Genomic DNA, 24,728 nt, shown 5'->3' on the forward strand with positions numbered 1-24,728 from the left:
AGATAGAGAGTTCAGGCAGCGGCGGCGCCCGGTTCTCGGCCGGTGCTATTCTTGCGGAACCAGGTTGCCAAGAAGTCAACAAAGACGCGCGTCCGGGCCGGAAGGTGCCGGCGATGCGGAAACACCGCATAGATGCCCGCATCCTTGGGAACGAAGTCGTCGAGGACGGTCACGAGCCGTCCTTCCGCGATGTCCCGCCGCACCACGAATTCGGGGATCAGGGCGATGCCGAGGCCCGCCAGCGTCGCCGCACGGACGGTATAGGGGGAGTTGGCCGAAAAGCGCCCCGAGACGGCGACGGGGATCGCATCGCCCGAGACCGGATCGCGGAAGGTCCAGTTGTAGAGCGTCTTGGCGTTGGAATCGATCACGGCGCGAAAGCGCGAGATGTCGCTCGGATGCTGCGGCGTTCCGTTTTCCGCCAGAAACTCCGGCGTCGCGCAGATGGCAAATTCGAGCGAGCCGAGGCGCCGCGCGATCATCGCAGAATCCGTCAGCCGCGTCATGCGGATGGCGACGTCGAAATTCTCCTCCAGAAGATTGGCGAAGGAATCGTCGAGATGGATGTCGAGCGAGATATCCGGGTGGGCGGCGGAAAACTCCACGAGACTGAGCCCGAGCTCCGCGTCCCCGAAGGTGCGGGCCGCCGTCACGCGCAGCGTCCCCTTCGCCTCCCCCGTGGCTTCTCGCGCTTCCTCGTTCAAGGTCTCGAGATCGGCGAGGATCGCGGCAGCACGCGACACGTAGACCTCGCCGGCCGCCGTCAGCGCCACCTGCCGCGTCGTCCGGTTGATGAGGAGAACGCCGAGCTCGTCCTCCAGCTCGCGCACGTATTTGGAAAGCAGAGCCTTGGACCGCCCCGTCTTGCGCGCGGCCGCCGAGAAGCCTTGAGCCTCCACGACGGACAGAAAGGCGCGCATGCGGGTCAGGGTGTCCATCGGCATAGATTCCTTGCGTGAGACCGACCGGTGTTGCCCTGTGACGACAAGTCAAGCGGAAGTCCAGCCTTTTCGCCAAAACGCAGACGGGGGTGAATTTTTCTGTTGTGTATGACAGAGCGCTTTCTTATATCCGCCTTGCCCAAAGTCGCACGTGCCTGTGGGCGTCCCCCGGTCCTCGAATGCGAGGGTTGCCGGGACGGTACCTGGAGTATCCCTCCAGTCGGTTTCGCTGCTGGCGAAATCGTGGACGCCTTGAAGCAACGACGGTGCGGGCCTTTCTGGTCTCTCCCGGTCTCCATAGCCGGGAATACTGCAGAGGCACACCATCCTTGCCTGAAGTGCGGCGGGCGTAGCCCTCCAAGCCATGGCAGACTTTCGTTCGGATCGTTTCGCGGCACCCTGCCGTGAAGGAGCCGAGTCCTGTCGCGTTTCGCATTCGCTTCATGAGCGGGGTCTCCACCGGCCGCTCATGGGACGGATCGCGTGCGCTCCTCGTCGACCGTTTGGTTAACCGGAGCTTGATCCATGGCTACGCAGCGCATCCTCGACTTCATCGCCACCCGACGTCCCACCGGGCCTTGCCTCGTGGTCGACCTCGACATCGTCGAAGACAACTTCCGCGCCTTCCGCAAGGCCCTGCCGGATTCGTCGATCTTCTATGCCGTGAAGGCGAACCCGTCGCCGGAGATCCTGCGTCTTCTGGCCTCGCTCGGCTCGTCCTTCGACTGTGCTTCGGTCGCCGAGATCGAGATGGCGCTGGATGCCGGTGCGACGCCGGACCGCATCTCCTTCGGCAACACGATCAAGAAGGAGCGCGACGTGGCGGCCGCCCATGCGCACGGCGTCTCGCTCTTTGCGGTGGATTGCGTCGAGGAGGTCGAGAAGGTGGCGCGCGCGGCGCCCGGCGCGCGCGTATTCTGCCGAGTCCTGACCGATGGCGAGGGCGCCGAATGGCCGCTGTCGCGCAAGTTCGGCTGCGTTCCCGAGATGGCGATCGACGTTCTGACCCATGCGCGCGACCTCGGGCTCGTGGCCACCGGCGTCTCGTTCCACGTCGGCTCGCAGCAGTGCGACACCGAGGCCTGGGACAAGGCGCTCTCCGACGCTTCGATGGTGTTCGGTCAGCTTGCCGAGCGCGGCATCCAGCTGACGCTCGTCAACATGGGCGGCGGCTTCCCGACGCGCTACCTGAAGGACGTGCCATCAGCGGAAGCCTACGGCCGCTCGATCTTCCGCTCGCTTCGTCGCCATTTCGGCAACAAGATCCCGGAGACGATCATCGAGCCGGGCCGCGGCATGGTGGGCGACGCCGGCGTGATCAAGGCCGAGGTGGTGCTCGTGTCGCGCAAGAGCGCGAGCGACGAGAACCGCTGGGTCTATCTCGACATCGGCAAGTTCGGCGGTCTCGCCGAAACGATGGACGAGGCGATCCGCTACCCGATCGTGACCGCGCGCGACGCCGACCGTAAGGAGCCGTGCGTGCTCGCCGGCCCGACCTGCGACTCGGCCGACGTTCTCTACGAGAAGACGCCCTATCCCCTACCGATCTCGCTGACGGTGGGCGACGAGGTTCTGATCGAGGGAACGGGCGCCTACACGACGACCTACTCGGCCGTCGCGTTCAACGGGTTCGAGCCGCTCCGCTCCTACGTCATCTGACGATCCCCTCGGCGCCGCACATCGGCGCCGGCCTTTCCTTTCTTCGCTACCGGCCCGGCCGACGCTCGCGCGCTCGGCCGTTCCCATCCGCACGGCGGTCCCATCGCGGTCGCCGCTTCCGCTCGTCCCGTTTCGGAGATCGCCCCCATGGCCGCGCATCCCGTTTCCCCGTTCGACCTCTTGCCCTTCCAGCCCGTCCTGGCGCTTCGCGCCGAGACGGCGGCGGACGTTGCCGCGCGCGAGGAGCTTTTGGACGTCGCCATGGGACCGAACCGCGTGCGCAAGTCGTCGGAGGCCATCCGTCGCGGCCGCCTGCCGGCGGAAGGCCTGTCGCTGGTGGCGCAAGACGAGGATGGCGCGCTCGCCGGCACCGTGCGTCTGTGGAACGTATCGGCGGGCACGCGTGGCGATGCGGATGTGCCGGCGCTGCTTCTCGGCCCGCTCGCCGTTCATCCGCGCTTCGAAGGGCTGGGGCTCGGCTCCGCCCTGATGCGGCGCGCGGTGGCGGAAGCCGCGTTTCGCGGCCACGACGCCATCCTTCTCGTCGGCGACGCGCCCTTCTACGAGCGCTTCGGCTTCCGGGCCGACGTTGCCGCCGATCTCGCCATGCCCGGCCCGTTCGAGCGCCACCGCCTGCTCGGGTTGGAACTGGAGCGCGGAACCTTGCGCGGCGCGGGCGGGCTGATCGTGCCGACCGGGCGGCCGGACGTGACGGCGCTGGCGGCGAACGCCGCCTGAACACGCGAAGGGCGCCCTCCACGCGCCCTTTCCCTATCCCGTGATATCGACGACGCCCGCTTCTCCGCCTTCCGTGCCGAAGGCGAGGAAGCGGCCCTTCGCGTCCCAGCCGAGCGTTCGCACCGGGCTCGATCCGCCACGACGCAGCAGCGCCTCCTTTGCATCGGCAAAGCGCACCGCCAAGATCATGCCGTCGCCGTAGCCGATCGCCACGACATCGTCGGCGGGATGGCAGGCGACCGCCGTGACGCTCGTGTCGCCGCGCGTGCCGAGCTCCAGCGGCCCCTTGCCCATCGGCCCGTCCTTTCCGGAGAAAGGCCAGAGGATCGCGGCGGGCGCGCCGGACGTCGCCAGGAACTTGCCCTTGGCAGACCAGGACCAGCTCTTCACCTTCTGCGGGTAGCCGGTCATCCGCATATGCTTGCCGTCGTCGAGCCGCCAGCCGTGCAGGGCGTTTTCCTGCATCACGGTGACGAGGAAGCGCCCGTCCGGCGAGAACAGGGCGCCGGTATGCGCGCCCTTCCATTCGAGGTTCTGGGGAAGGGCGTCGGTGCCGGCGAAGAAGAGCGACGCGCCGTCATAGCGCGCGGTCGCGAGCCGTAGCCCCTTGGGCGCGAAGGCGACGTCCTCCACCGTGCGCGGATGGACGAACTCGCGCACGGTCCCCTTCCCGTCGCGCACGAAGGCCGCGCGGCCGACACCGTAGCCGATCGCCCCGTTCGGCCCGCCAGCGACGCTGGAGACCCATTTGCGCCCGGCGGACGCGACCTCGGCCATCTGCCGGTCGGCCCCGGTCGCCACCACGCGCCCGTCCTCGCCGCCCGACAGGAGGCGCGGCGCGAACGGGTCGAAACGGGCGCAGAGAAGCCCGCCCTCGTGGCCTTCCAGCACGGTTTCCCCACCGGCGGGAAAACGGATCGTGCCGTCGGCCAACGCGAAGACGGGCTCGTCCTTGAGGAAGCCCGCCGTTTCGACATGGCCTTCGAACGAATAAGGGGCGATCTGCGGCATCAGGCGGGCTGCGTCTCGCGCGACTTGGCGGCGCAAGACTGGAACTCGGCTTCCAGGCGCTTGGCGTCGAGCTCGCGACCGATGAAGACGAGCCGGCTTTCGCGCGTCTCCCCGTCCCGCCACGGGCGCTGGTGGTCGCCCTCGACGATCATGTGGACGCCCTGCACCACGTAGCGCTCCGGGTCGCCCTTGAAGGCGATGATGCCCTTGAGGCGCAGGATGTTCGGCCCTTCCGTCTGGGTCAGGTTCTGAATCCAGGGAAAGAACCGGTTCTGATCCAGCTCGCCGCCGCGTAGCGAGATCGAGGTCACCGTCACGTCGTGAATCGCGGCGACCTCGCCGTGGTGATGATGGTGGTCGTGCCCGTGGTCATGATCGTGACCATGGTGATCGTGGTCATGGCCGTGGTGATCGTGATGGTGGTGATCGTGGCCGCAGTCCGGCCCGCAGACATGGTCGTCATGGGCGTGCGCGGCCTGTTCCAGGAAGTCCGGGTCCCCATCTAGAACGCGCTGAAGGTCGAAGGCGCCCTGCCCCAGCACCTTGCTCAGCGCGATGGCGGAACGCTCGGTGCGGTGGATCACGGCGCCGGGATTGATCGCGCGCACCGTCGCCTCCACGCGGGCAAGTTCCTCCGGGGTCACAAGGTCGGTCTTGTTCAGAAGAACGACGTCGGCGAAGGCGATCTGGTCTTCGGCTTCGCGCGAATCCTTAAGGCGCAGCGGCAGGTGCTTGGCGTCCACCAGCGCGACCACGGCGTCGAGCTTGGTCTTGGCGCGCACGTCCTCGTCCATGAAGAAGGTCTGCGCCACCGGCACCGGGTCGGCGAGGCCCGTCGTTTCCACGATGATCGCGTCGAAGCGGCCGGAGCGCTTGGTCAGGTTTTCGACGACGCGCACGAGATCGCCCCGAACGGTGCAGCAGATGCATCCGTTGTTCATCTCGTAGATTTCCTCGTCGGTCTCGACGATGAGGTCGTTGTCGATCCCGATCTCGCCGAACTCGTTGACGATCACGGCGTAGCGCTTGCCGTGGTCCTCCGACAGGATGCGGTTGAGGAGCGTCGTCTTGCCGGAGCCGAGATAGCCGGTCAAAACGGTGACGGGGATCTGGGCGCTTTGATTCGTGTCGGACATCGGGATGCCTCCTTGTCTGGAGCGCCCGATATAGGCCCATCGTTTCAGTTTTGCACGGGTGCCGGCGGCCATTTGAGAGCAGCGATATCGGCGAGCAGCGCCGCGAAGCCGGCGGACTGGTGATCCGCGATCGCCGCGCCGATCTCCGCCGTGGCGGACGTCCCGTCGCCGACCGTTCCGACGGGGTTCAGATCTTCCGCGAGCCAGCCGAAGCCGAGCCGCCCGTGAGCGCGCAGATGCGTGCGCTCCGCGATCAGCCGGGACTGGAGCGAGGCGCGCGGCACCGTCCGCTCGAGGCGCACGAGATCGGGGCGGAACGCCATCATCAAGGCGGTTTCCACGAGCCCCCCGTGGATGCCGATCGCGGCCTCCCCTTCCTCGACGAGGCCGGGCGGGAGCCCAAACCTGCTCCAGGAGGCCGTGGCGCAAAGCATTCCAAAGCGGCGGCGCAGGTCGAGCGCCGCGATCTCCATGACCTGCGTGTTGCCCCCGTGGGACGAGACGATCGCCATGCGCGTGAACCCGGCGCGCGCGACGCCCTCGCCAAGCCGGATCAGCGTCTCGGCACCCGTTCGCCAATCCAGCGACAGGGTGCCGGGGAAGTTCAGGTGCTCGTCCGAGGTGCCGATTCTCAGGACCGGCAGGAACACCGCTTCGAGATCGCCCGCCAGCCGCGAGATCGTACGCGCCACCATCGCATCCGCGATCATCGCGTCGGTGCCGAGCGGCAGGTGCTCGCCGTGCTGCTCGACGGCTGCGATCGGCAGGACGGCCACCGCGCGCGCCATCGCTCCCGCCCGCTCGCGCAAGGTCGCGCTGGTCAAATCCTCGAATCGACGGGCGAGAACCATGCTATGCCTCCGCAGCGATGCGGCAACCTTTAGGGTCCGGCGCCCCGGCTGAAAAGGCCGCGATGCGACCCGCGCGAACGGAGCGACGACCCATGAGCGGGCCGAAGAAGATCAAGGGAGCGCCCGTCGGCACCCATCTTGCCCTCGCCGCACGCGCCGTGCGCAACGCCCTGTCGCAGGAGCTTGGCGGGCGTGGTCTCTATCCCGGCCAGGACGCCGTGCTTCTGGCGATTGCCGAGGAGGACGGCATCTCCTTGAGCGATCTCGCCCGCAAGCTCAGCGTGCGCCCGCCGACGATCACCAAGACGATGACCCGCCTTTCCGCCCACGAGATCGTCGAGCGCCGCCCATCGCCAGGCGACGCGCGCCAGAGCGTCGTCCACCTGACGCCGAAGGGGCTTGGCCTCGTCGAGGAGGTGCGCGTCAGCCGGGAGGCCGTCGAGGCAAGAGCTTTGCGCGGCATCAAGCGCAAGGACGCCAAGCGGCTCCGCAAGCTCCTGCGCCGTGTCGAGGCCAACTTCGCCGACGCACCGCAATCGGCGGGCGACGATCTCGAGGCGTAGACCCCATCCGGTTGCGTTGCGGCGGGGCAGTCCTTACACCCGACGGGGCAAGGCGCGGTTTGGACATGGAACGGGCTTAGGTGGCGCAAAAGGTCAAACTATCGACGATCGCGGAACGGCTCGGCCTTTCGACGGCGACGGTATCCCTGGCCCTGCGCGACAGCCCTTTGGTCGCCGAAGCCACGCGCGAGCGCATCAAGGAGGAAGCGCGCACCTCCGGCTATATCTACAACCGCCGAGCAGCCAGCCTTCGCACGTCGAAGTCGGGCATCGTCGGCGTCTGCGTGCACGACATCATGAACCCGTTCTACGGCGAGATCCTGAAGGCGGTGGAGGACGAGCTCGACCGCCAGCGCCAGACCTTCGTCCTATGCAACCACTACGACGACCTGTCGAAGCAGCGCTCGTTTCTCGACACGATGCTGCAGCTCGGCGCCGACGGGCTGATCATGTCGCCCGCCATCGGCACGCCCGCCTCCGACATTCGCCTCGCCGAAGACAACGACCTGCCAGTCGCCCTGATCGCGCGCACGGTGGAAGGCTCGGGCGTCGCTTCGTTTCGCGGCGACGACGCCTACGGCATGTCGCTCGTCGTGCGCCACCTGATCGACGAGGGCCACCGCTCCATTGCCCTCGTCGGCGGCACGGAGCAGACCTCAACCGGCCGCGACCGCGCGCAAGGATATCGCGATGCGCTGCGTCAAGCCGGCATCGACTTCCGCCCGGAATGGTGGATCCAGGGCCCGCGCTCGCGCCATTCCGGCTTCGACGCGGCGGCCGAGTTCCTCCAGCTTCCTGGCCGGCCGGATGCCGTCGTCTGCTTTTCCGATCTCGTCGCGCTGGGTCTGATGTACGGCCTGTCGCGCGCCGGCGTGCGGCCCGGCGTCGATATCGCAGTGTGCGGCTACGACGATATCGACGAGGCCGCCATCGCCATGCCCCCCCTTACCACCGTCGCCAACGGGCAGACCGAAGTCGGTCAGCGCGCGGCCGACGCGCTTCTGGCGCGCCTCGCCGGCCAGCCGGCGGAGGAGCGGCTGGAACTGATCAAGCCCGAACTGCGCATCCGCTCCTCCAGCGTCCTTCGCGGGGCGGACCCGTCCTCACCCGCCTGACAGATCCCAAGGAAACGCCGTGACCTCCAGTTCTCCCACCGTTCTCGTCTTCGGCCCCTACAACGGCGACGGGATCGCCGAGCTCGAAAAGCGCTTCACGGTGCGCAAGCTGGAAACACGCGATCTTTCCGGGTTGAGCGAGGCCGAGCGGGCGGAGGTGAACGCGGTGGCGGTGGCGGGCCACATTCCCAACTCGGCGATCGACGCCCTGCCCCATCTCGAGATCATCGGCCATTTCGGCGTCGGCTACGACGGGGTCGACGCCGCCCATGCCGCGACGCGCGGCGTCGCGGTGACCAACACGCCGGATGTCCTGACCGAGGAAGTCGCCGACACGACGCTCGGCCTCCTTCTGATGACCGTGCGCGAGTTGGGTCGGGCCGAGGAGCACGCCCGGTCCGGCCGCTGGGAAACGGACGGCGCCTACCCGCTCACCCGCTTCAGCCTGCGCGGCAAGACCGCCGGCATCATGGGCCTCGGGCGCATCGGGCTCGCCATCGCCAAGCGCCTCGAGGCCTTCGGGGTCACGATCCGCTATCACAACCGCTCACAGCGCACCGACGTGACCTATGGCTACGACGACACGTTGGAAGGTCTGGCGAAGGCGGTGGACATCCTGATCGTCGCCGCGCCCGGCGGCGCGTCCACGGAAAAGGCGGTGAATGCCGCCGTGCTCGGCGCGCTCGGCTCCGACGGGATCTTCATCAATATCGGCCGCGGCTCGACGGTGGACGAGCCGGCCCTGATCGAGGCGCTCGAAAAGGGCACGATCGCGCGCGCCGGGCTCGACGTCTTTGCCGACGAGCCGCGCATTCCCGAAGCCCTGCGCAAGCTCGACAACGTCGTTCTCCTGCCGCATGTCGCCTCCGCCTCGCGCGATACGCGCCGGGCCATGGGCCAACTCGTCGCCGACAACCTGTCGGCGTGGTTCGCCGGCGACGCGCTGCCGACGACGGTGCCCGAAAGCGACAAGGCGGGCCTCACCCAGCGCAAGAAAAGTTGAGCGGGGTTTCCTCCACCTTCGCGACGGCGTAATCCAGCCTCGCGTTACGCTGCACTGCGATAACGCCCTTCGTTCGAAACTCGAGGAGACGGCCGATGTCCGATCTCTGGCGCTCGAAACGATGGCGTTCCCTTCGCTGGGGAGCGGGTTTGTCCGCTCTCCTTTCCAGCGGGTTCGCTTTCGCGCCTTCCCCTTCCTGGTCCGCGTCCTCCGCTTCGGTGGAGGCCAGCCTGTCATTGGCCGGAAACCTCGCCAGCCGTGCCGGCGCGCGCATCAACCGCCGCATCGAGGCGATCCGCGATCCGTCGATCGTCGAGATGTCCGGCGTCGATTTCGACCTGCGTTTGGCCAAGGTCGAGGCCGACCGGACCCTGGATCCCTTTCTGGAAGAGCCGATCCTCGCTCTTCCCCCCTTGTTCTTCGACGACGCCTTCGAGGGCCGGCCCCATCCGGCCCGTGAGTTGGAGGTACGGCGAAAGCGCGAAAGCAAGGGATCGGTGGACCTTTGGGGCAACGGCGAGATCGAGTTCGGCCGCAGCCTCGACGGCATGCTCGCAGCCGCAGCCTCCAACGCCGATCTGGCGACAGGCGTCGATCTTTCCCTATCGAAGACGCGCGCGGCCGGCGCCTCGCTGGCGGTCAACCGAGCCTTCGACGCAGGCGTCGGCGCCTTGAGCCTTCCCAGCGTCTCGGGCTACGGCACCTTCGCGATCGGCGAGACGGGCTATCTCGATCTCGCAACCGGGCTCGGCGTCCTGCGCAACGACGCGCGCCCGGACGAGGGTTCGCTGACAGGCGGCGAAGTCGGCTTTGCCACGGCGACCTTCGGCAATCGCGATCGGCTGGGCGCGATCACGCTGTTTCGATATGGCCGCCTGGAATCCACACTGGTCCGGGCCGACTTCGGCACGGGTGCCGATGGCGAGGAAGGCCGCGTCTGGGCCAACCGCACCCTCGGAGTTGCGGGCCTGAAGGCCGACGCCGACTGGAGGCAATGGGGCACGACGCTCTCCCCGAGCCTTCGCGTGGAAGTCTCGCAGGATCTGGCGAATGCCCAGCATTTCGGCGCCTACGCCAAACGGGAATGGTTGGTGGCGCCCGAGGTTGGGGCCGAGTTCGCACCGGGTTGGACGGCGAAGCTGGAGCATCGCGCGCGCTTCGGCCAAGTCGAGAACACGCGGGCCGTGGAACTGCGCCTGCAGGCGACGTTCTGAGCGCGCGCGGACCGCTCGTTAACCTTCGGGTAAGATTAATGATGTGATACTGCCAGCCTGTTCGCCCGCCCCCCATTCGTTCGGGAGCCGTCGCTCCTTCGGGGCCGCGGGCCAATCAAGGTGTTCGTGCCGCCTGGCAACGCGGCGCATTCGGAGATGGGTCATGAGATTTGCAGCCGTGGCGCTCGGCGTCGGGTTCGTCGGTACGCTCCTCGCCAACCTGCCCACCCATTCGGATGCCGCTGCCGAAAGCCTCGTGGCGGCCATGCGCCCGTCGATGGAGATCACCGGCTCGGTGGCGCCCGCCTCTCACGAGCCGTTGGCCGCCGTGCGGCTGATCGACCTGCGCTCGGGTGCGACCTGCAAGCTCGCCGGCCCGGCCGAAGCCGACGAAGGCTTCCGTCGCATCCCCGTCGGGCCGGCCTGCGCCTCCTCGCCCGACCTCGCCCGCGTCGCCTATTGGAAGACGATGCAGGACGGTTCGCTGATCATGGCGGACGGCGGCGGCGAAACCGTCCTGGAGTTCATTCCCGGCGACGGCGTCCTCTACGAATCCGTCTATCCGTCCAACGCGCTGATCACGATCGTTCCCGCGCGCAGCTGACCTCTAGCGCCGCGCCTGGGCGAGCGAGCGGATCTGGCGTCCGTCGGCGGTGAAGTTTTCCGGAGCCAGCCAGGCTTCGAAGCCCGCCTTCACCCGCGGCCATTCGCGATCCACGATCGAGTACCATGCGGTGTCCCGGTTGTGCCCCTTCACCACCATGTGCTGGCGAAACAGGCCCTCGAAGGTGAAGCCGAGGCGCTCGGCCGCCCTCTTCGAAGGTGCGTTGCGGTCGTTGCACTTCCATTCCAGCCGCCGATAGCCGAGCTCGTCGAACACCCGCGAGAAGAGAAGCAGGAACGCCTCGCTGGCCGCCCGCGTCTGCTGGAGACTGGGGCCGAGGCAGATATGGCCGATCTCGGCGACGCCATTCGCGGGGTCGAGCCGCATCAGCGCCATGACGCCTTCCGCCTGCCCCGAGGCAGCCGGCACGATCGCGTGGAACAGCGGGTCGGGCGTCAGGTAGGTGGAGTTGGCGAAGCGGCCGAAATCCTCCGGCGATCCGAACGGGCCATAGGCGAGATAGTCCCACAGACGGTCGTGCCCGGCAAAGGCGGCATGAAGCTCGGCGAAGCGGCGCGCGTCGCGGATCGGCTCGACGCGCACGTGCTCCCCGACGATCGATGCGCGGCCCGGCAGTTCGCGCGGGCTCCAATGGGTCAGATCCTGCACGCTCACCTCGATCGCTCTCCCAGGAAGCGGATGACATCCTCGCGCAGTTGCGCATTGCCGAGCGGCAGCGCGGTCGCGAGCGAGGTGACCGTACCCACGTGATCGAGGCTCGGATAGAGCTTGAGCGTCACCGGAACCCTCGCGCGCTCCAGCGCCCGTGTCAGCGAGCGGGCGTTTTCCGGATCGACGGTCGTGTCCTTCAGCCCGTGCGCGACGAAGCTCGGGGGCGCGCTGCGCGTGACGAAGCGCACCGGCTGGCTGTCGCCGCGCGTGGCTTGCGGAAAGATCCGTTTGTAGCGCTCTTCCTTCAGGGGCAGGAAGTCGTAGGGTCCCGACAAGCCGACGAAGCCTCGCAGATCGCCGGCGTTTGCGCCCGCCCGCGCGAGGTATCGTTTGTCGTAGCTGAGAAGCGCCGCAATTTGGGCGCCCGCCGAATGCCCCATCAGGAACACGGGATGCCGCCCGGCCGGAACGCCCTCGCCGCCTTCGCGCATCAGCCGTTCCACCACGGCCACAGCCTTCGCGCCGTCCTCGACGAAGCCGGGAAAGCGCACCGCCGGATAGACCCGGTAGTCCGGGATGGCGACGATGTATCCCGCCGAGGCAAGGGATTGCCCCACGAAGGGGTAGATCGACTTCGAACCAGAATCCCAGCTGCCGCCGTAGAAGAACACGACCACGGGCGTTCTCGCCGTGGCGCCGTTCGGCACGTAGAGATCGAACGTGCCGCGATCGCCCGGCATGTATCTGAGGCCACGCACCGTCTCGAAACCGGACCGGCTGGTGACGGCGTTCAGAACGGCGGCGCCGGAGCAGGCGGCCAGAACGCTCGCCACGGCGGCGAGCGACAGGAAACGCAGAAGAAAACGCAAGAGGAGCCGCCCCGCATCCGAAGGGAAAGTCTCCGGTCAGATGGAACGGGCGGCCGCCCGGACCAGCCACTCTTCGTCGCGGCTGCGCTTCTTTTCCCGCCTCAAGCCCGCCCGAGCGATGCCGCTTCGCGCGCGAGCGCGGTGATCTCGTCGAAACGACGCTCGGCCAGGAACTCCTTCGGCGCGACCCAGGAGCCGCCGACGCAGATCACGTTGGGCAGCGCTAGATACTCGGACACGTTCTTGGGCGAAACGCCGCCCGTCGGGCAAAAGCGGACGGTCTGGAACACCGGGGCGAGCGCCTTCAGATAGGGAATGCCGCCGAGTTGCTCGGCCGGAAAGAACTTCAGGATCTCGTAGCCTTCCTCGATCATCGCCATGAGTTCGCTCGGCGTCGCCGCGCCCGGCAGAAGCGGCACGTCGGCCGTCTTGGCGACATCAAGCACTTCGTGCGTCGTGCCGGGGGAGACGATGAACCGAGCGCCGGCATCCACGGCCTCGTCGAACTGGCGCGGCGTCAGGATCGTCCCGGCGCCGCACAACGCCTCGGGGACCTCAGCCGAGATCGCCCGGATCGCGTCGAGCGCGGCGGGCGTGCGCAGCGTCACCTCGATGCCCGGCAGGCCGCCGGCGCTCAGCGCGCGCGCCAGTTCGACCCCTTCCGCCGCGCTCTGAACGGCGACCACCGGCATGACCGGCTGTCCGGTCAGGATCTCGAGGAGAGCATGGGTCTTCTGGGTCATGGATCGGTGTCCTTTCGGCGCGTCGCGGATCGTGCCCGACGGTTTAGCCGATCCCTCGACATGCCGAAACCGCCGATTTCAATCGATTGGCTACCACATCGAAGCCGTGCCGAAGCGCAGGCGCGACCACCAGGAGCGCGGCTGAAGATCGCGCTCGGCCGGCGCGTCCAGAACCGCGAGAAACGTCTCGCACCAATTGTGCGCCGTGTTGGCGAAGACCTTGGCCCGCATCGCGGCATGGCGCTCGCGCCGCTCTTCCAGCGGCATGGAGGCGGCGCGATGCAGCGCGCGCGAGAGGTCGTCGGGCGAATACGGGTTGACGATCAACGCTTCGTTCAGCTCCGCCCGGGCGCCGGCGAAGCGCGACAGGATCAGAACGCCCGGGTCGTCGGGATCCTGCGCCGCCACGAACTCCTTGGCGACGAGGTTCATGCCGTCGCGCAATGGCGTCACCATGCAGATCTGCGCCGCGCGGTAGATCCCGGCGAGCGCACGGCGCGTGAAGCCGTTCACCATGATCTGGATCGGATTCCAGTCGAGCGTCGCGAAGCGCCCGTTGATGTTGCCCGCCAGCCCTTCCAGCTCGACGCGCAGGTCGGCATAGGCCTCGACTTCGCCGCGCGAAACGGGCGCGACCTGCAGGAACTGCGTCTGCCCGCGCAGATCGGGATAGTCCTCCAGAAGCTGCTCGAAGCCGCGAAAGCGCTCCACGATGCCCTTGGAATAATCCATCCGGTCGACGCCGACGATCTGCTGACGCCCGCGCGAAATCTCGCGCACCATCGCCTCGTGCTCCTTCGCCTCGTCCGACAGGGCGAACTCGGCAAAGCCTTCCGCGTCGATGCCAATGGGAAAGGCGGATGCGCGCACGATGCGCCCGTCGGCGGTGCGCACCCGGTCGCCGTCGATGTCGTGCGCGTCGAGTTCCTGAACGCAGAAGTCCACGAAGTTGCGCCGGTCGTTCTCGGTCTGGAAGCCGACGACGTCGTAGTCCAGCATGGCGCGCACGAGGTCGTGGCTGGTCGGCAGCGCCGCCATCATGTCCGGGGGGCAGAACGGGATGTGGAGGAAGAAGCCGAGCCGCCCGTCATAGCCTTCCCGGCGCAACTCGCTGCCGAGATAGAAGAAATGGTAGTCGTGGACCCAGACAAGGTCGTCCGCTTCCAGAAGCGGCATCAGGCGTTCGGCGAAGCGGCGGTTGACCGCGCGGTAGACCTGCGCCGACTTGCGATCGAAGGCGGCGATGTCGAGCCGGTAGTGAAGCAGCGGCCAGAGCGAGCGATTGGCGAAGCCGAAGTAGAAGCCCTCGATCTCCGACTCGCTCATGTCGATCGTCTTCAGGGCGGTGCTGCCGTGTTCCTCCGTGCGGATCTCGCTTCCCGTCCCCTCGTCCGAGATCGACCCGCTCCAGCCGAACCAGAGCCCGCCCCGCCGGCGCAGGGCATCGGCGAGACCGACCGCCAACCCGCCGGCGCGCCCCTCGTCCGACAGCGGACCGACGCGGTTGGAGACGACGACGAGGCGATGATTGTTTCCCGCCATGATCAGGATGCCTCCGCAGTCTCGACCGCGTCGAGGCTCGGGCAGCCGAGCCAGCGATGCACGGAATCGACGCAGGCGAGGCGATAGTCCGCCTCGCTCGGGCCCTCTCCGACCTTGATCGCGACGCCGTCCAGCGCCTTGACGGCCTGGAAGCCGAACTCGTCCGTCGTGTCGTCTCCGAGATAGACCGGGATGCGCCCGCGAAACGGCTCGTGGGTCATGAAGGCGGCGATCGCCTTGCCCTTGTCCATGCCACCCAGATGCACCTCGACGATGTGGTCGCCCTTCATCACCGCATAACCCGGCTCGTCGCCGACGGCGTGCGAGACGAGCGCAATGGCCGCCGCCTCCAGTTCGGGATGGCCGCGATAATGCACGACAAGCGCCGTCTTCTTGTCCTCCAGCCGCAGCCGGGGTTCGGCGACGACGCCGTCCGCGAGAACGATGCGCACAGGATCGAGCGCCTCGGCGCCGGCGAGCGAGGTGATCTCGGCGCCCGGCGCCTCGCGCCGCTCCAACCCGTGGACACCGGCCGCCGCAAAGCCGAGCGGGCGAAGGAAACCGTCGAGATCGCCGATCCGCCGGCCGCTGATCACCGCGAAGGCCCCGTCGCACCCGGACTGCAATTCGCCGAGCCGCGAAATGGCTTCCGGCAAGATCCGAACATTTTCCGGCCGGTCCACCAGTTCGACCAGGGTTCCGTCGAAGTCGAGGAAAAGAGCGTGGCGGGCGGGATCGAGCATCGGGGGGAGGTTCATGGGGCTCAAGATAGCCCTCCCCCGCCACAATGCCACCGCTAAACGGTCCTTTTCATGCCTTCGTCATAGACGCGGCGACCGCTCGTTCGGCTTTGCGGTAGGCTTCCATGATCTTGCCGTCGTAGCCGTTGGCGGCGAAGTTCGGCCCGTTGTAGCGACGGGCAAACCCCTTCCAATCGCCAGCCGGGAGCAGGCTTTCCAGATGCTCGGCTCGCAGGAACCGGGCGACCACGACGAGTTGCCCGTCGATCGAAGCACGAACCAAGGCCGCCATCTCGTTCACCGAGTCGAAGCCAAGGCGGCGCCAATGCGCGCCCATGACCTGGCCAAGGCCCCAGGACGTGGATTCGTAGGCGGCGCCCGCATCGATCGCCGCGGCGCGCTCCAGCAAGCGCCATCGCGCTTCCTGCCCGACCGGGTTGCGAACGGCGCCGGCCTTCGGGCTGGAAAGCCCTGCCGTGCGCGCGAGGCGGCGCGAGGGCTCGTCGAGCCGACGGTCGAAATAATGCCCTTCGAAGCGGATCAACGGCTCGCTCCGCGTGCCGACCTTGGCGGTGGCGCGACCGCTCGTTTCCACCAGCGCGATCGCCAGGAGAACGGGCGCGGGCACGCGCTCCGTGGCTTCCACCCGGCGCGCGGCCGCCAGGACTTCGGGGGTGATGGTCATGATGGCGTTCGCTCCGGGATCGAGGAGCGAACAGGATCGGGCGAGACGGGCAAGCGGGGAGGAAGCGTTGAGAAGCCGCCTCCCCGCGATGGCGATCCGGCGAAGGATCAGGCGGCCTGCGTGATGCGCTCCGCCTCGGCGCGCACGGCCGGCACGGGCTTCAACTCGGGCGCGACGAAGACGCCGGGCGCCGCGAAGTCTCCCGCGACTTCCGCCGCGATCGTGTCGGCGGTGATGGCCGACAGCGTCCAGCCGAGATGGCCGTGGCCGGTGTTGTAGTAGACGCCCTTGGCCTTTCCCCGTCCGACGCGTGGCAGCATGTCCGGCATCATCGGGCGAAGACCCGCCCAGGGCACGACGGAAGCAGTCGACACGCCGGGGAAGCGATGACGGCACCAGTCCACCAGCGGCTTGATGCGATCCATGCGGATATCGCGGTTCTCGCCGGCGAACTCGGCGGTGCCCGCGATGCGCAGGCGGTCCTCGCCGAGCCGGCTGGTGACGATCTTGGCCTTGTCGTCAAGCAGCGACACGAAGGGCGCGCCAGCGCGGCTCGCTTCGTCGGTGAGGTTCACGGTGATCGAATAGCCCTTCACGGGATAGATGTTGACCCGGTCCCCGAGTTCGGCCGCGAAGCGGCGGCTGGCGACGCCTGCGCAGACCACGACGGCGTCGAAATCCTCGCGCGTCGGCTCTCCCGCCTCGCCGAGCGGTTTCGAGAACACGGTGGCGCCCCCTTCGGCGCGTGCGGCAAGCCGGGTCACGTCCGCCTCGTAGCGGATCCGGCCGCCCCGGCGCAGAACCGCCTCGGCAAGGCCGCGCGTGTACTTGTGGATGTCGCCGGTGAAATCGGATTCGGTGAAGTAGCCGCCATGGAAACGACCGGCGAGCGCCGGCTCGATCTCGTGGATTTCGGCATCGTTGAGCGAGCGGCGCTGGAGCCCACCCTTGGCGTAGAGCTGGCTGACGCGGCCCGCATGCTCGAACTCGGCCTTCGATTCGTAGACATGGAGGATGCCGCGTTTGACGAGATCGAACCCGAAGCCTTCGCGATCGGCCATCTCGATCAGGTGGCGCCGCGCCGCGATGGCGAGCTTGACGGTGGCGACCGTGTTTTCCTCGTAGGAGCGCGCCGCCAGGATGAACTCGGCCATCCAGGACAGCTTGTGCCAGGAGGGCGCGGGATGCACGAGCAGCGGCGCATCCTTCTTCAGCATCCACTTCAGACCCTTGAGGAAGGTCGCGGGCGAATTCCAGACCTCGGCGTTGGAGGCCGACAGCTGGCCGCCGTTGGCGAACGAGGTTTCCATGGCCGAATAGGCGTTGCGGTCGAAGACCGTCACGTCGAGGCCTTGCGAAAGCAGCTTGTAGGCGGTGGTGATACCGGTGATGCCGGCGCCGATCACGGCGACTGAGGTCACGATAAATCCTTTCCCCGCTTGTCGCGGGTCTGGCTTCGTGCCCCTCCGTCACTGGCCTGAGAGTTTCACGGGGTGGGAGGCATTCCCTCGCCCGCTTTCTCCTTCGGCGGACGCCCGAAACGGGACGTCACTCTCCGGATATGGTTTGCGCCGCGCGGTCCTTTTGCCTGAGAGTTTCCGGGGCGGTTGCTCCTTCGGCGCCGGCCTTTCGGCCGGTCTCTCCCGCAAGCGGCGATCCCTTTGAGATATGCCGCTGCCGCCCGGTGGGCAAGCGCAAAGAATCCGCATCCACCGATGAAATCGTGAGCATTCGCCTCACGCAGCGTCGATGCGCCGGCCGGTTTCCGACGAGAACAGATGCAGCGCGGCGGGATCGAAGGTGACGCGCACGCGCTCGCCGAGGTCCTTGCGCACATGGCCGGGCGTGCGAAGGGCGATGTCGGCGCTCCCGGATGGCAGCGTGCCGTAGAGATAGGTTTCCGCCCCCACGCGCTCGATGGCGCTCAAGGTAACCTCGACCGTGGGCCGACCCGCCGTCTCGCCGTCCACGATCGCGATATGCTCGGGCCGAATGCCGAGCATGCGCTCCGCGCCCGCACCCCGGACATCGATCGCCCGTTCCATGCCCTCGATCCGCATCGCTTCGGGTAGAGAGACGAGGTTCATCGCGGGCGACCCGATGAAGCTCGCGACGAAAAGCGAGGCCGGCCGTTCGTAGACCTCGATCGGCGTTCCGACCTGCTCCACCTGCCCCCCGTTCAACACCACCAGCCGGTCGGCCAGCGTCATGGCTTCGAGCTGATCGTGCGTCACGTAGAGGCTGGTGGTCGCCAGGCGCTTCTGCAGCCGGCGGATTTCGGCGCGCATCGAGACGCGCAACTTGGCGTCGAGATTGGACAGGGGCTCATCGAAGAGGAAGGCGGAGGGCTCGCGCACGATCGCCCGGCCCATGGCGACGCGCTGGCGCTGGCCGCCGGAAAGCTGGCCCGGCTTGCGGTCGAGATAGGCTTCGATCTCGAGGGCGCGGGCGGCGTCCCCGATGCGCCGTTCGATCTCGGGCGCCGGCATCCTGCGGTTCTTCAGGCCGTAGGCGAGGTTCTGGCGAACGCTCATATGCGGATAGAGCGCATAGTTCTGGAACACCATGGCGATGTCGCGGTCGGCAGGCTCGAGGTCGTTGACCCGCCGGTCTCCGATCCGCACCTCGCCTGACGTGATCGATTCCAGCCCCGCGACCATGCGCAGAAGCGTGGACTTGCCGCAGCCCGACGGACCGACCAGCACCACGAACTCGCCGTCCGCGATGTCGAGCGAGATGCCCTTCACCGCCTCCTGCCCGTTGGGATAGGTCTTCGCGACGTCTTGGAGGGTGATCGAGGCCATTACTTTTCCGATTCCACGAGACCTTTGACGAACCAGCGCTGCATCAGCACCACCACGAGAACGGGCGGCAGGATGGCGAGGATCGCCGTCACCATGACGAGGTTCCAGGGCGTGTCGGCATCGGCGAAGGAAACCATCTTCTTCAGCGCGATGACGATCGTGTTCATGGAGTTGTCGTTGGTGACGAGGAGCGGCCAGAGATACTGCGTCCAGCCGTAGATGAAGAGGATGACGAAGAGCGCGGCGATGTTGGTCTTCGACAGGGGAAGGAGGATGTCCCGGAAGAAGCGCATCGGCCCGGCCGCATCCACCCGCGCCGCTTCCACGAGCTCGCCGGGAATGGTCAGGAAGAACTGCCGGAACAGGAGCGTCGCCGTGGCGGATGCGACGAGGGGCAGGATCAGCCCGGCATAGGTGTCGATCAGCCCAAGATCCACCATCACCTTGTAGGTCGGCAGGATGCGCACCTCGACCGGCAGCATCAGCGTCATGAAGATCAGCCAGAAGAAGGCCATGCGGAAGGGGAAGCGGAAGAAGACGATGGCGAAGGCCGACAGGAGCGAGATCACGATCTTGCCGAGCGCGATGCCGAGCGCCATCACGCTCGTATTGAAGAGGAGCGTCCAGACGTCGACGCCGCCGATCCGCCCGACGCCGCCGAAGAGCGCCTGCCCGTAGTTCTCCGCGAACCGGTCTCCCGGCACGAGCGGCAGCGGCGGGCGCAGGATTTCGGGCACCGAAAGGGTGGAGGCGACGAACGTGTAGTAGATCGGAAAGGCGACGACGAGGACGCCGAGGATCAGGACGCCGTGGGCGATCGCGGTGGCGAAGGGTCGGTTCTCGATCATCGGCTCAACCGTAATGGACGCGCCGCTCGACGAAGCGGAACTGGAAGGCGGTGAGCGCCACGACGATCGCCATCAGGATCACCGACTGCGCGGCGGAGGCGCCGAGATTGAGGTTCACGAACCCGTCCGTATAGACCTTGTAGACCAGCGTCTCGGTGGCCTTGGCCGGTCCGCCGCCGGTGACCGCGTCGATGATGCCGAACGTGTCGAAGAAGGCGTAGACGGTGTTGACGACGAGCAGGAAGAACGTCGTCGGCGCGATCAAGGGAAACACGATCGTCCAGAAGCGCTTCGGCCCCCTCGCCCCGTCGATCGCGGCCGCCTCGATCAGCGAGCGCGGGATCGACTGGAGCGCGGCGACGAAGAACAGGAAGTTGTAGGAAATCTGCTTCCAGGCCGCCGCGACCACCACGAGCAGCATCGCCTGCTCGCCCTTCAGGAGCGGATCCCAGCCGAAGCCGGCCGAGCGCAGCATATAGGCGAAGGTCCCCATGGTCGGGTTGAACATGAAAAGCCACAGCATGCCGGCGACGGCCGGCGCCACCGCATAGGGCCAGATCAGAAGAGTGCGATAGAAGGCGCGGCCTCGCAGCACCTTTTCCGCCGAGGTCGCGAGGAGCAGCGCGAGCCCCATGGCAAGGACGGCCGTGGACAGGCTGAAGAACACCGTCGTCTTCAACGCGTGGAGATAGGACGGGTCGCTCAGGACCTGCCGGAAGTTGGCGAGCCCGACGAACTCGGTCTTCAGCCCGAACGCGTCCTCGCGCAGGACGGACTGATAGAGCGCCTGGGCGCCCGGCCAGTAGAAGAAAACCAGCGTCACCGCGACCTGAGGCGCCAGCAGGAGATAGGGCAGGAACTTGTTGGGAAAGATGACGCGAGTGTTCAACGAGTGGCTCGTCCTTCAAGACAGACAAGCGTTCCGCCGGGTCGGCGGAACGCTGGAGGCAAGCGGCGAAGCGCGGGTTAGCGGCCAACGGCCTGGGCGATCGCAGCGTTGCCGCGCTCGACGGCCTTGGCCAGAGCCGTCTTGGCGTCCTGGCTGCCGTTCAGCATGGCCTCGAACTCCTCGTTCATGATGTCGCGGACCTGCGGCAGGTTGACGAGGCGAACACCCTTCGAGTTTTCCGTCGGCGCCTTGCCCAGCATCTGCTGGATCGGGATCTCGCGGCCCGGGTTCTTCTCGTAGAAGCCGGAGGCCTTCGTCGCCTCGTAGGCGGCGAGCGTCACCGGGAGATAGCCCGAGACCTGATGCAGGCGGGACTGGATGTCGGTCTGCGACAGGAAGTCGAAGAAGGTGGCGACGCCCTTGTATTCGGCGTCCGACTTGCCGGCGAAGACCCAAAGGCTGGCGCCGCCCGGGATCGTGTTCTGCGGCGCGCCGTTGCCCTTCGGGTCGTAGGGAAGCTGGCCGGTGCCGTAGTTCATGCCCGACTTCACGACGTCGCCGAGGCCGCCCGACGATTCGGTCAGCATGGCGCATTCGCCCGACAGGAAGAGCTGCTTGGCCTCCGCCGTGCGCCCGCCGTAGCGGAATGTGCCGTCCTTGGCGAGATCGGCGATGGCCTGGAAGTGATCGACGAAGATCGGCGCGTCGAACTCAAGCTTGACGTCGAGGCTCGCCAAACCGTTCTCGTTCGAGCCGTAGGGCACGTTGTTCCAGGCGGCGAAGTTCTCCGTCTGGATCCAGGTCAGCCAGGTGGAGGTGAACCCACAGGGGCTGGCGCCGGACGCCTTGATCTTCTTCGCGGCGTCGAAGACCTCCGGCCAGGCCTTGGGCGGGTTCTCCGCATCGAGGCCGGCCTTCTGGAAGGCGTCCTTGTTGTAGTAGAGGATCGGCGAGGAGGAATTGTACGGGAAGCTTAGCATCGTCCCGTCGGGTTTGGAATAGTAGGATACGATGCCCGGCAGGTACTTCGACTTGTCGAAGGAGAAGCCGCTCTCCTCCAGCACCTCGGCTGCCGGCTTGATCGCGCCCTCGGCGCCCATCATCACGCCGGTGCCGGCGTCGAAGACCTGGATGATCGCCGGCGCCTGGCGGGCGCGAAAGGCGGCGATACCGGCGTTCAGCGTCTCGGGGTACGTGCCCTTGAAGACGGGGACCACCTTGTAGTCCGACTGCTTCTCGTTGAACTCCTTGGCCAACTGGTCGACCACGTCGTTGTTGGCGCCGTTCATGGCGTGCCACCACTGGATCTCGGTCTGCGCCGAGGCGTGGACGGTGGTGGCCAGAAGGGCGGCGAGAAGGCACGCCGTGGCGGTCGTTGTCTTGGTCATGTCGAAGAATCGCTCCCAGCGCCGGGCCTTGATGGCCCCGGTCCGTCACCGCCCTCCTAGCGGCGCGAACCTACAGTCGCGTGACGAGACTATGACAGTTCGATGACGAGGCAAAGGTCTGCCGGGCATAGCATTTCGACTTATCCCGCCTTTCCGACGCTCATCACTCGCCGCGCGGGAAGCGCTGCGCGTCCTCCAGGATGTTCAGATCCATGTGATTGCGCATGTAGCGCTCGGAGGCTTTCTGAAGCGGCTGGTAGTCCCACGGGTAGTAGGCACCGTTGCGCAAGGCGTCGTAGGTCACGAGGCGGCGGGCCTGGCTCTGGCGCACCTCCCGATCGTAACGCTTGAGGTCCCAAAGCGCCCTCGCCTCGGCATCAAAGCTCGCCAGAACTTCCCGGTGCGCCGCATCTCCCGCCAGGTCGTGAAGCTCGGCGGGGTCGGCCTCCAGATCGAAGAGCTGGTCCGGGTCGGCCGCGCATCGCGTGAACTTCCAGCGACCGCGCCGGATGGCGATCATCGGGGCGATCGTGCCCTCCGCCGCGTATTCCATCGGCACGGGGCGGGCGCGCTCACCGCGCCGCGCGGTGTCGAGAAGGGAGTTTCCGTCGATCCACTCGGCGCCCTCGCCGAGATCGACGCCGGCAAGCTCGGCCAGCGTCGGCAGGACGTCGAGCGTCGAGACCGGCTGCATGTAGGGACCCGGCGGCAGGCCGAGCGCGGCGACCATCAGGGGAACGCGCGCCGAGCCCTCGAAGAAGTTCATCTTGAACCACAGCCCACGCTCGCCCAGCATGTCGCCGTGGTCGGAGACGAAGAGGATGATCGTATCCTCCAGCATGCGCGTCCGGTCGAGGATGTCGATGAGGTCGCCGACCTTGTCGTCGACATAGCTGATATTGGCGAAGTAGGCCTGCCGCGAGCGGGCGATCATCTCGTCGGTGATCTTATACTCGTGGTCGTTGGACGCCATCATCAGGCGCTGGGAATGCGGGTCCTGGTCGGCGAACTCGATCCGCTCCACGGCCGGCAGAAGCGCCGGCGAGTTGCGATAAAGGTCGAAATAGCGCCGACGCGCGACATAGGGGTCGTGCGGATGGGTGAAGGAGACGGTGAGGCAGAACGGCCGGTCGTCGTGACCGCGCGACAGGTCGTAGAGCTTGGCGCCGGCGAGATGCGCGACCTCGTCGTCGTATTCCATCTGGTTGGTGATCTCGGCGACCCCCGCCCCGGTGACCGAGCCGAGATTGTGATACCACCAGTCGATGCGCTCCCCCGGCCGGCGATAATCCGGCGTCCAGCCGAAGTCGGCGGGATAAACGTCCGTCGTCAGGCGCTCTTCGAAGCCGTGGAGCTGGTCCGGGCCGACGAAGTGCATCTTGCCCGACAGGGCGGTGCGATAGCCCGCCCGGCGCAGGTAGTGCGCGAAGGTGGGCACGTCGGAGGCGAACTCGGCGGCGTTGTCGTAGACCCGCGTCTTCGAGGGCAGCTGACCACTCATGAAGGACGCGCGCGCCGGAGCGCAAAGGGGGCTTGCCGTATAGGCGTTGACGAAGCGGGCCGAGCGGGCGGCCAGCGCCTTGAGGTTCGGCGCATGCAGGAAACTCGCCGGCCCGTCCGGAAACAGCGTCCCGTTGAGCTGATCCACCATGACGATCAGAAAATTGGGGCGGCTCTTCATCATGGCGCGGGCTCGAACGGGATGGTGTCACGAAAACTGCCGCGGCATCGGCCGCGGCAGCAGATAGAAGAAACCGGCGAAGCGGATCAGCTGCCGATTTCGGCCTTCACGGCTTCCAGCCCCGGCTTGCCGTCGAGCGTCGTGACGCCGGCGAGCCAGCCGTCGAGGACGCCGGGGTTCGCCTTGAGCCAGTCGGTCGCCGCCTTGGAGGCATCGGTGCCGTCGGCGAGCTGCGCCATGATCTGGTTCTCGCCCTCCACGTTGAAGCGGAGCTGGGTGAAGAACTTGGCGGCGTTCGGGCATTCGGCCGAGTAGCCGGCGCGCGCCAGCGTGAAGACCTCGGCGGCGCCGAAGTTCTTGCCGAAGAACTCGTCCGCGCCCGACAGGTAGGTCAGGCCCATGTTGTTCATCGGGTGCGGCTCCCAGCCGAGGAACACGATCCAGTCCTTGGCGCGCGAGGCGCGCTGCACCTGGCTCAGCATGCCCTGCTCGCTGGAATCGACGAGCTTCCAGCCCGACAGGCCGTAGTCCTTCTTGTCGATCATCGACTGGATGTTCTGGTTGGCCGGCGCGCCGGGCTCGATGCCGTAGATTTCTCGTTTGAACTTGTCGGCGTTGGCGGCCAGATCCTTCACGTCCTTGACGCCGGCTTCCGCCACGTAGTTCGGCACGGCCAGCGTGAAACGGATGCCGGCGAGATTCTGCGTCAGCACCTCGGCCGCCTTCTTGGCGTCGAGCTCCTCGCGGAACTTCGTCTGCGCCGGCATCCAGTTGCCGAGGAACACGTCGATCTGGCTGTTGGCGAGCGATTGGTAGCCGACGGGAACGCCGAGCGTCTCGACCTTCTGCCCGTAGCCGAGCCCCTTGAGCACGACGCCGGCCACCGCGTTGGTGGAGGTGATGTCGCTCCAGCCGGGATCCGACATGCGCACGGTGGCGCAGGATGCGGGATCGGCGGCCTGGGCGACGCCGCCGACGCAGGCGGCGAGCGCCAGCGAGATCGCGAGTCGGGAAACCGTAGGGGTCATGACA

24 protein-coding genes and 1 riboswitch are annotated in these 24,728 nt (G+C 67.1%); of the genes, 7 read left to right on the forward strand and 17 right to left on the reverse strand.

All coding sequences use genetic code 11. From position 1 onward, the window contains the following. Positions 1 to 11: 11 nt before the first annotated feature. A complete protein-coding gene (locus H7A85_RS06190; protein ID WP_182084999.1) occupies positions 12 to 938 on the reverse strand; it encodes a LysR family transcriptional regulator in 927 nt (308 codons plus the stop codon). A gap of 528 nt (positions 939 to 1,466) precedes the next feature. Between H7A85_RS06190 and odc2 the strand changes: the two genes are divergently transcribed. Continuing rightward, positions 1,467 to 2,600 carry an ornithine/lysine decarboxylase gene (gene odc2, locus H7A85_RS06195; RefSeq protein ID WP_182085000.1) on the forward strand — a complete coding sequence of 378 codons (1,134 nt, stop codon included), beginning with the start codon at positions 1,467 to 1,469 and terminating at the stop codon, positions 2,598 to 2,600. 147 nt (positions 2,601 to 2,747) lie between these two features. Continuing rightward, on the forward strand, positions 2,748 to 3,338 hold the full coding sequence (locus tag H7A85_RS06200; protein WP_182085001.1) for an N-acetyltransferase: 591 nt from the start codon (positions 2,748 to 2,750) through the stop codon (positions 3,336 to 3,338). Between the two features lie 33 nt (positions 3,339 to 3,371). Here H7A85_RS06200 and H7A85_RS06205 read toward each other — a convergent pair whose 3' ends face one another. From H7A85_RS06205 to H7A85_RS06215, 3 genes are read right to left on the reverse strand one after another with little or no spacing between them, the layout of a single operon-like run. Then, positions 3,372 to 4,349, reverse strand: coding sequence for a WD40 repeat domain-containing protein (locus H7A85_RS06205; protein WP_182085002.1), 978 nt, complete (start codon positions 4,347 to 4,349; stop codon positions 3,372 to 3,374). After that, positions 4,349 to 5,485, reverse strand: a complete 1,137-nt coding sequence (locus H7A85_RS06210) for a GTP-binding protein (RefSeq protein ID WP_182085003.1) — start codon at positions 5,483 to 5,485, stop codon at positions 4,349 to 4,351. Before H7A85_RS06210 ends, H7A85_RS06205 begins: the two co-directional genes overlap by 1 nt. 44 nt (positions 5,486 to 5,529) lie before the next feature. Then, positions 5,530 to 6,336 carry a creatininase family protein gene (locus H7A85_RS06215; RefSeq protein WP_182085004.1) on the reverse strand — a complete coding sequence of 269 codons (807 nt, stop codon included), beginning with the start codon at positions 6,334 to 6,336 and terminating at the stop codon, positions 5,530 to 5,532. 92 nt (positions 6,337 to 6,428) lie between these two features. Here H7A85_RS06215 and H7A85_RS06220 point away from each other — a divergent pair, with 92 nt between their 5' ends. From H7A85_RS06220 to H7A85_RS06240, 5 genes are all read left to right on the forward strand, one after another. Further along, complete coding sequence (locus H7A85_RS06220; RefSeq protein ID WP_244630978.1) at positions 6,429 to 6,899, forward strand: MarR family transcriptional regulator; 471 nt, start codon at positions 6,429 to 6,431, stop codon at positions 6,897 to 6,899. A gap of 80 nt (positions 6,900 to 6,979) precedes the next feature. Then, a complete protein-coding gene (locus H7A85_RS06225) occupies positions 6,980 to 8,014 on the forward strand; it encodes a LacI family DNA-binding transcriptional regulator (protein WP_182085006.1) in 1,035 nt (344 codons plus the stop codon). 19 nt (positions 8,015 to 8,033) lie between these two features. After that, positions 8,034 to 9,017, forward strand: coding sequence for a 2-hydroxyacid dehydrogenase (locus tag H7A85_RS06230; RefSeq protein ID WP_182085007.1), 984 nt, complete (start codon positions 8,034 to 8,036; stop codon positions 9,015 to 9,017). A 149-nt stretch (positions 9,018 to 9,166) separates the two neighbouring features. Beyond that, positions 9,167 to 10,231 carry a hypothetical protein gene (locus H7A85_RS06235; RefSeq protein WP_182085008.1) on the forward strand — a complete coding sequence of 355 codons (1,065 nt, stop codon included), beginning with the start codon at positions 9,167 to 9,169 and terminating at the stop codon, positions 10,229 to 10,231. Between the two features lie 163 nt (positions 10,232 to 10,394). Further along, positions 10,395 to 10,835: a hypothetical protein gene (locus H7A85_RS06240; RefSeq protein WP_182085009.1), complete on the forward strand. Its 441-nt coding sequence runs from the start codon at positions 10,395 to 10,397 to the stop codon at positions 10,833 to 10,835. 3 nt (positions 10,836 to 10,838) lie between these two features. Here H7A85_RS06240 and H7A85_RS06245 read toward each other — a convergent pair whose 3' ends face one another. The 13 genes from H7A85_RS06245 to choX form a co-directional block, all read right to left on the reverse strand. Continuing rightward, the gene (locus H7A85_RS06245) at positions 10,839 to 11,510 is read right to left on the reverse strand and encodes a GNAT family protein (protein ID WP_182085010.1); all 672 of its coding nucleotides are present in this window, start codon (positions 11,508 to 11,510) and stop codon (positions 10,839 to 10,841) included. Then, entirely contained in the window at positions 11,507 to 12,376 is an 870-nt protein-coding gene (locus tag H7A85_RS06250) for an alpha/beta hydrolase (RefSeq protein WP_182085011.1), read from the reverse strand. Before H7A85_RS06250 ends, H7A85_RS06245 begins: the two co-directional genes overlap by 4 nt. 101 nt (positions 12,377 to 12,477) lie before the next feature. Then, complete coding sequence (eda, locus tag H7A85_RS06255; protein ID WP_182085012.1) at positions 12,478 to 13,119, reverse strand: bifunctional 4-hydroxy-2-oxoglutarate aldolase/2-dehydro-3-deoxy-phosphogluconate aldolase; 642 nt, start codon at positions 13,117 to 13,119, stop codon at positions 12,478 to 12,480. A gap of 90 nt (positions 13,120 to 13,209) precedes the next feature. Continuing rightward, the gene (locus H7A85_RS06260) at positions 13,210 to 14,661 is read right to left on the reverse strand and encodes a trehalose-6-phosphate synthase (protein WP_182085013.1); all 1,452 of its coding nucleotides are present in this window, start codon (positions 14,659 to 14,661) and stop codon (positions 13,210 to 13,212) included. A 2-nt stretch (positions 14,662 to 14,663) separates the two neighbouring features. Then, positions 14,664 to 15,419 (reverse strand): trehalose-phosphatase, encoded by a 756-nt coding sequence (otsB, locus tag H7A85_RS06265; RefSeq protein ID WP_244630979.1) that lies wholly within the window; start codon positions 15,417 to 15,419, stop codon positions 14,664 to 14,666. 52 nt (positions 15,420 to 15,471) lie between these two features. After that, the gene (locus H7A85_RS06270; protein ID WP_182085014.1) at positions 15,472 to 16,086 is read right to left on the reverse strand and encodes an N-acetylmuramidase family protein; all 615 of its coding nucleotides are present in this window, start codon (positions 16,084 to 16,086) and stop codon (positions 15,472 to 15,474) included. 107 nt (positions 16,087 to 16,193) lie between these two features. Beyond that, on the reverse strand, positions 16,194 to 17,507 hold the full coding sequence (locus tag H7A85_RS06275; protein ID WP_182085015.1) for a D-amino acid dehydrogenase: 1,314 nt from the start codon (positions 17,505 to 17,507) through the stop codon (positions 16,194 to 16,196). A 145-nt stretch (positions 17,508 to 17,652) separates the two neighbouring features. Beyond that, a riboswitch (glycine riboswitch) is annotated at positions 17,653 to 17,742 on the reverse strand. An 80-nt stretch (positions 17,743 to 17,822) separates the two neighbouring features. Further along, the gene (locus H7A85_RS06280; protein WP_182085016.1) at positions 17,823 to 18,890 is read right to left on the reverse strand and encodes a sn-glycerol-3-phosphate import ATP-binding protein UgpC; all 1,068 of its coding nucleotides are present in this window, start codon (positions 18,888 to 18,890) and stop codon (positions 17,823 to 17,825) included. After that, positions 18,890 to 19,738 (reverse strand): sn-glycerol-3-phosphate ABC transporter permease UgpE, encoded by an 849-nt coding sequence (gene ugpE / locus H7A85_RS06285; RefSeq protein WP_182085017.1) that lies wholly within the window; start codon positions 19,736 to 19,738, stop codon positions 18,890 to 18,892. The genes H7A85_RS06280 and ugpE overlap by 1 nt, the downstream gene beginning before the upstream one ends. A gap of 4 nt (positions 19,739 to 19,742) precedes the next feature. Then, entirely contained in the window at positions 19,743 to 20,627 is an 885-nt protein-coding gene (gene ugpA, locus H7A85_RS06290; RefSeq protein WP_182085018.1) for a sn-glycerol-3-phosphate ABC transporter permease UgpA, read from the reverse strand. A 77-nt stretch (positions 20,628 to 20,704) separates the two neighbouring features. Next, entirely contained in the window at positions 20,705 to 22,015 is a 1,311-nt protein-coding gene (gene ugpB, locus H7A85_RS06295; RefSeq protein WP_182085019.1) for a sn-glycerol-3-phosphate ABC transporter substrate-binding protein UgpB, read from the reverse strand. A gap of 163 nt (positions 22,016 to 22,178) precedes the next feature. Continuing rightward, the gene (betC, locus tag H7A85_RS06300) at positions 22,179 to 23,699 is read right to left on the reverse strand and encodes a choline-sulfatase (protein ID WP_182085020.1); all 1,521 of its coding nucleotides are present in this window, start codon (positions 23,697 to 23,699) and stop codon (positions 22,179 to 22,181) included. 83 nt (positions 23,700 to 23,782) lie between these two features. Next, a complete protein-coding gene (gene choX / locus H7A85_RS06305; RefSeq protein WP_182085021.1) occupies positions 23,783 to 24,724 on the reverse strand; it encodes a choline ABC transporter substrate-binding protein in 942 nt (313 codons plus the stop codon). Between the last annotated feature and the right edge of the window lie 4 nt (positions 24,725 to 24,728).

The sequence above is a fragment of the Aureimonas sp. ME7 genome (assembly GCF_903970965.1).
GTDB lineage: Bacteria > Pseudomonadota > Alphaproteobacteria > Rhizobiales > Rhizobiaceae > Aureimonas.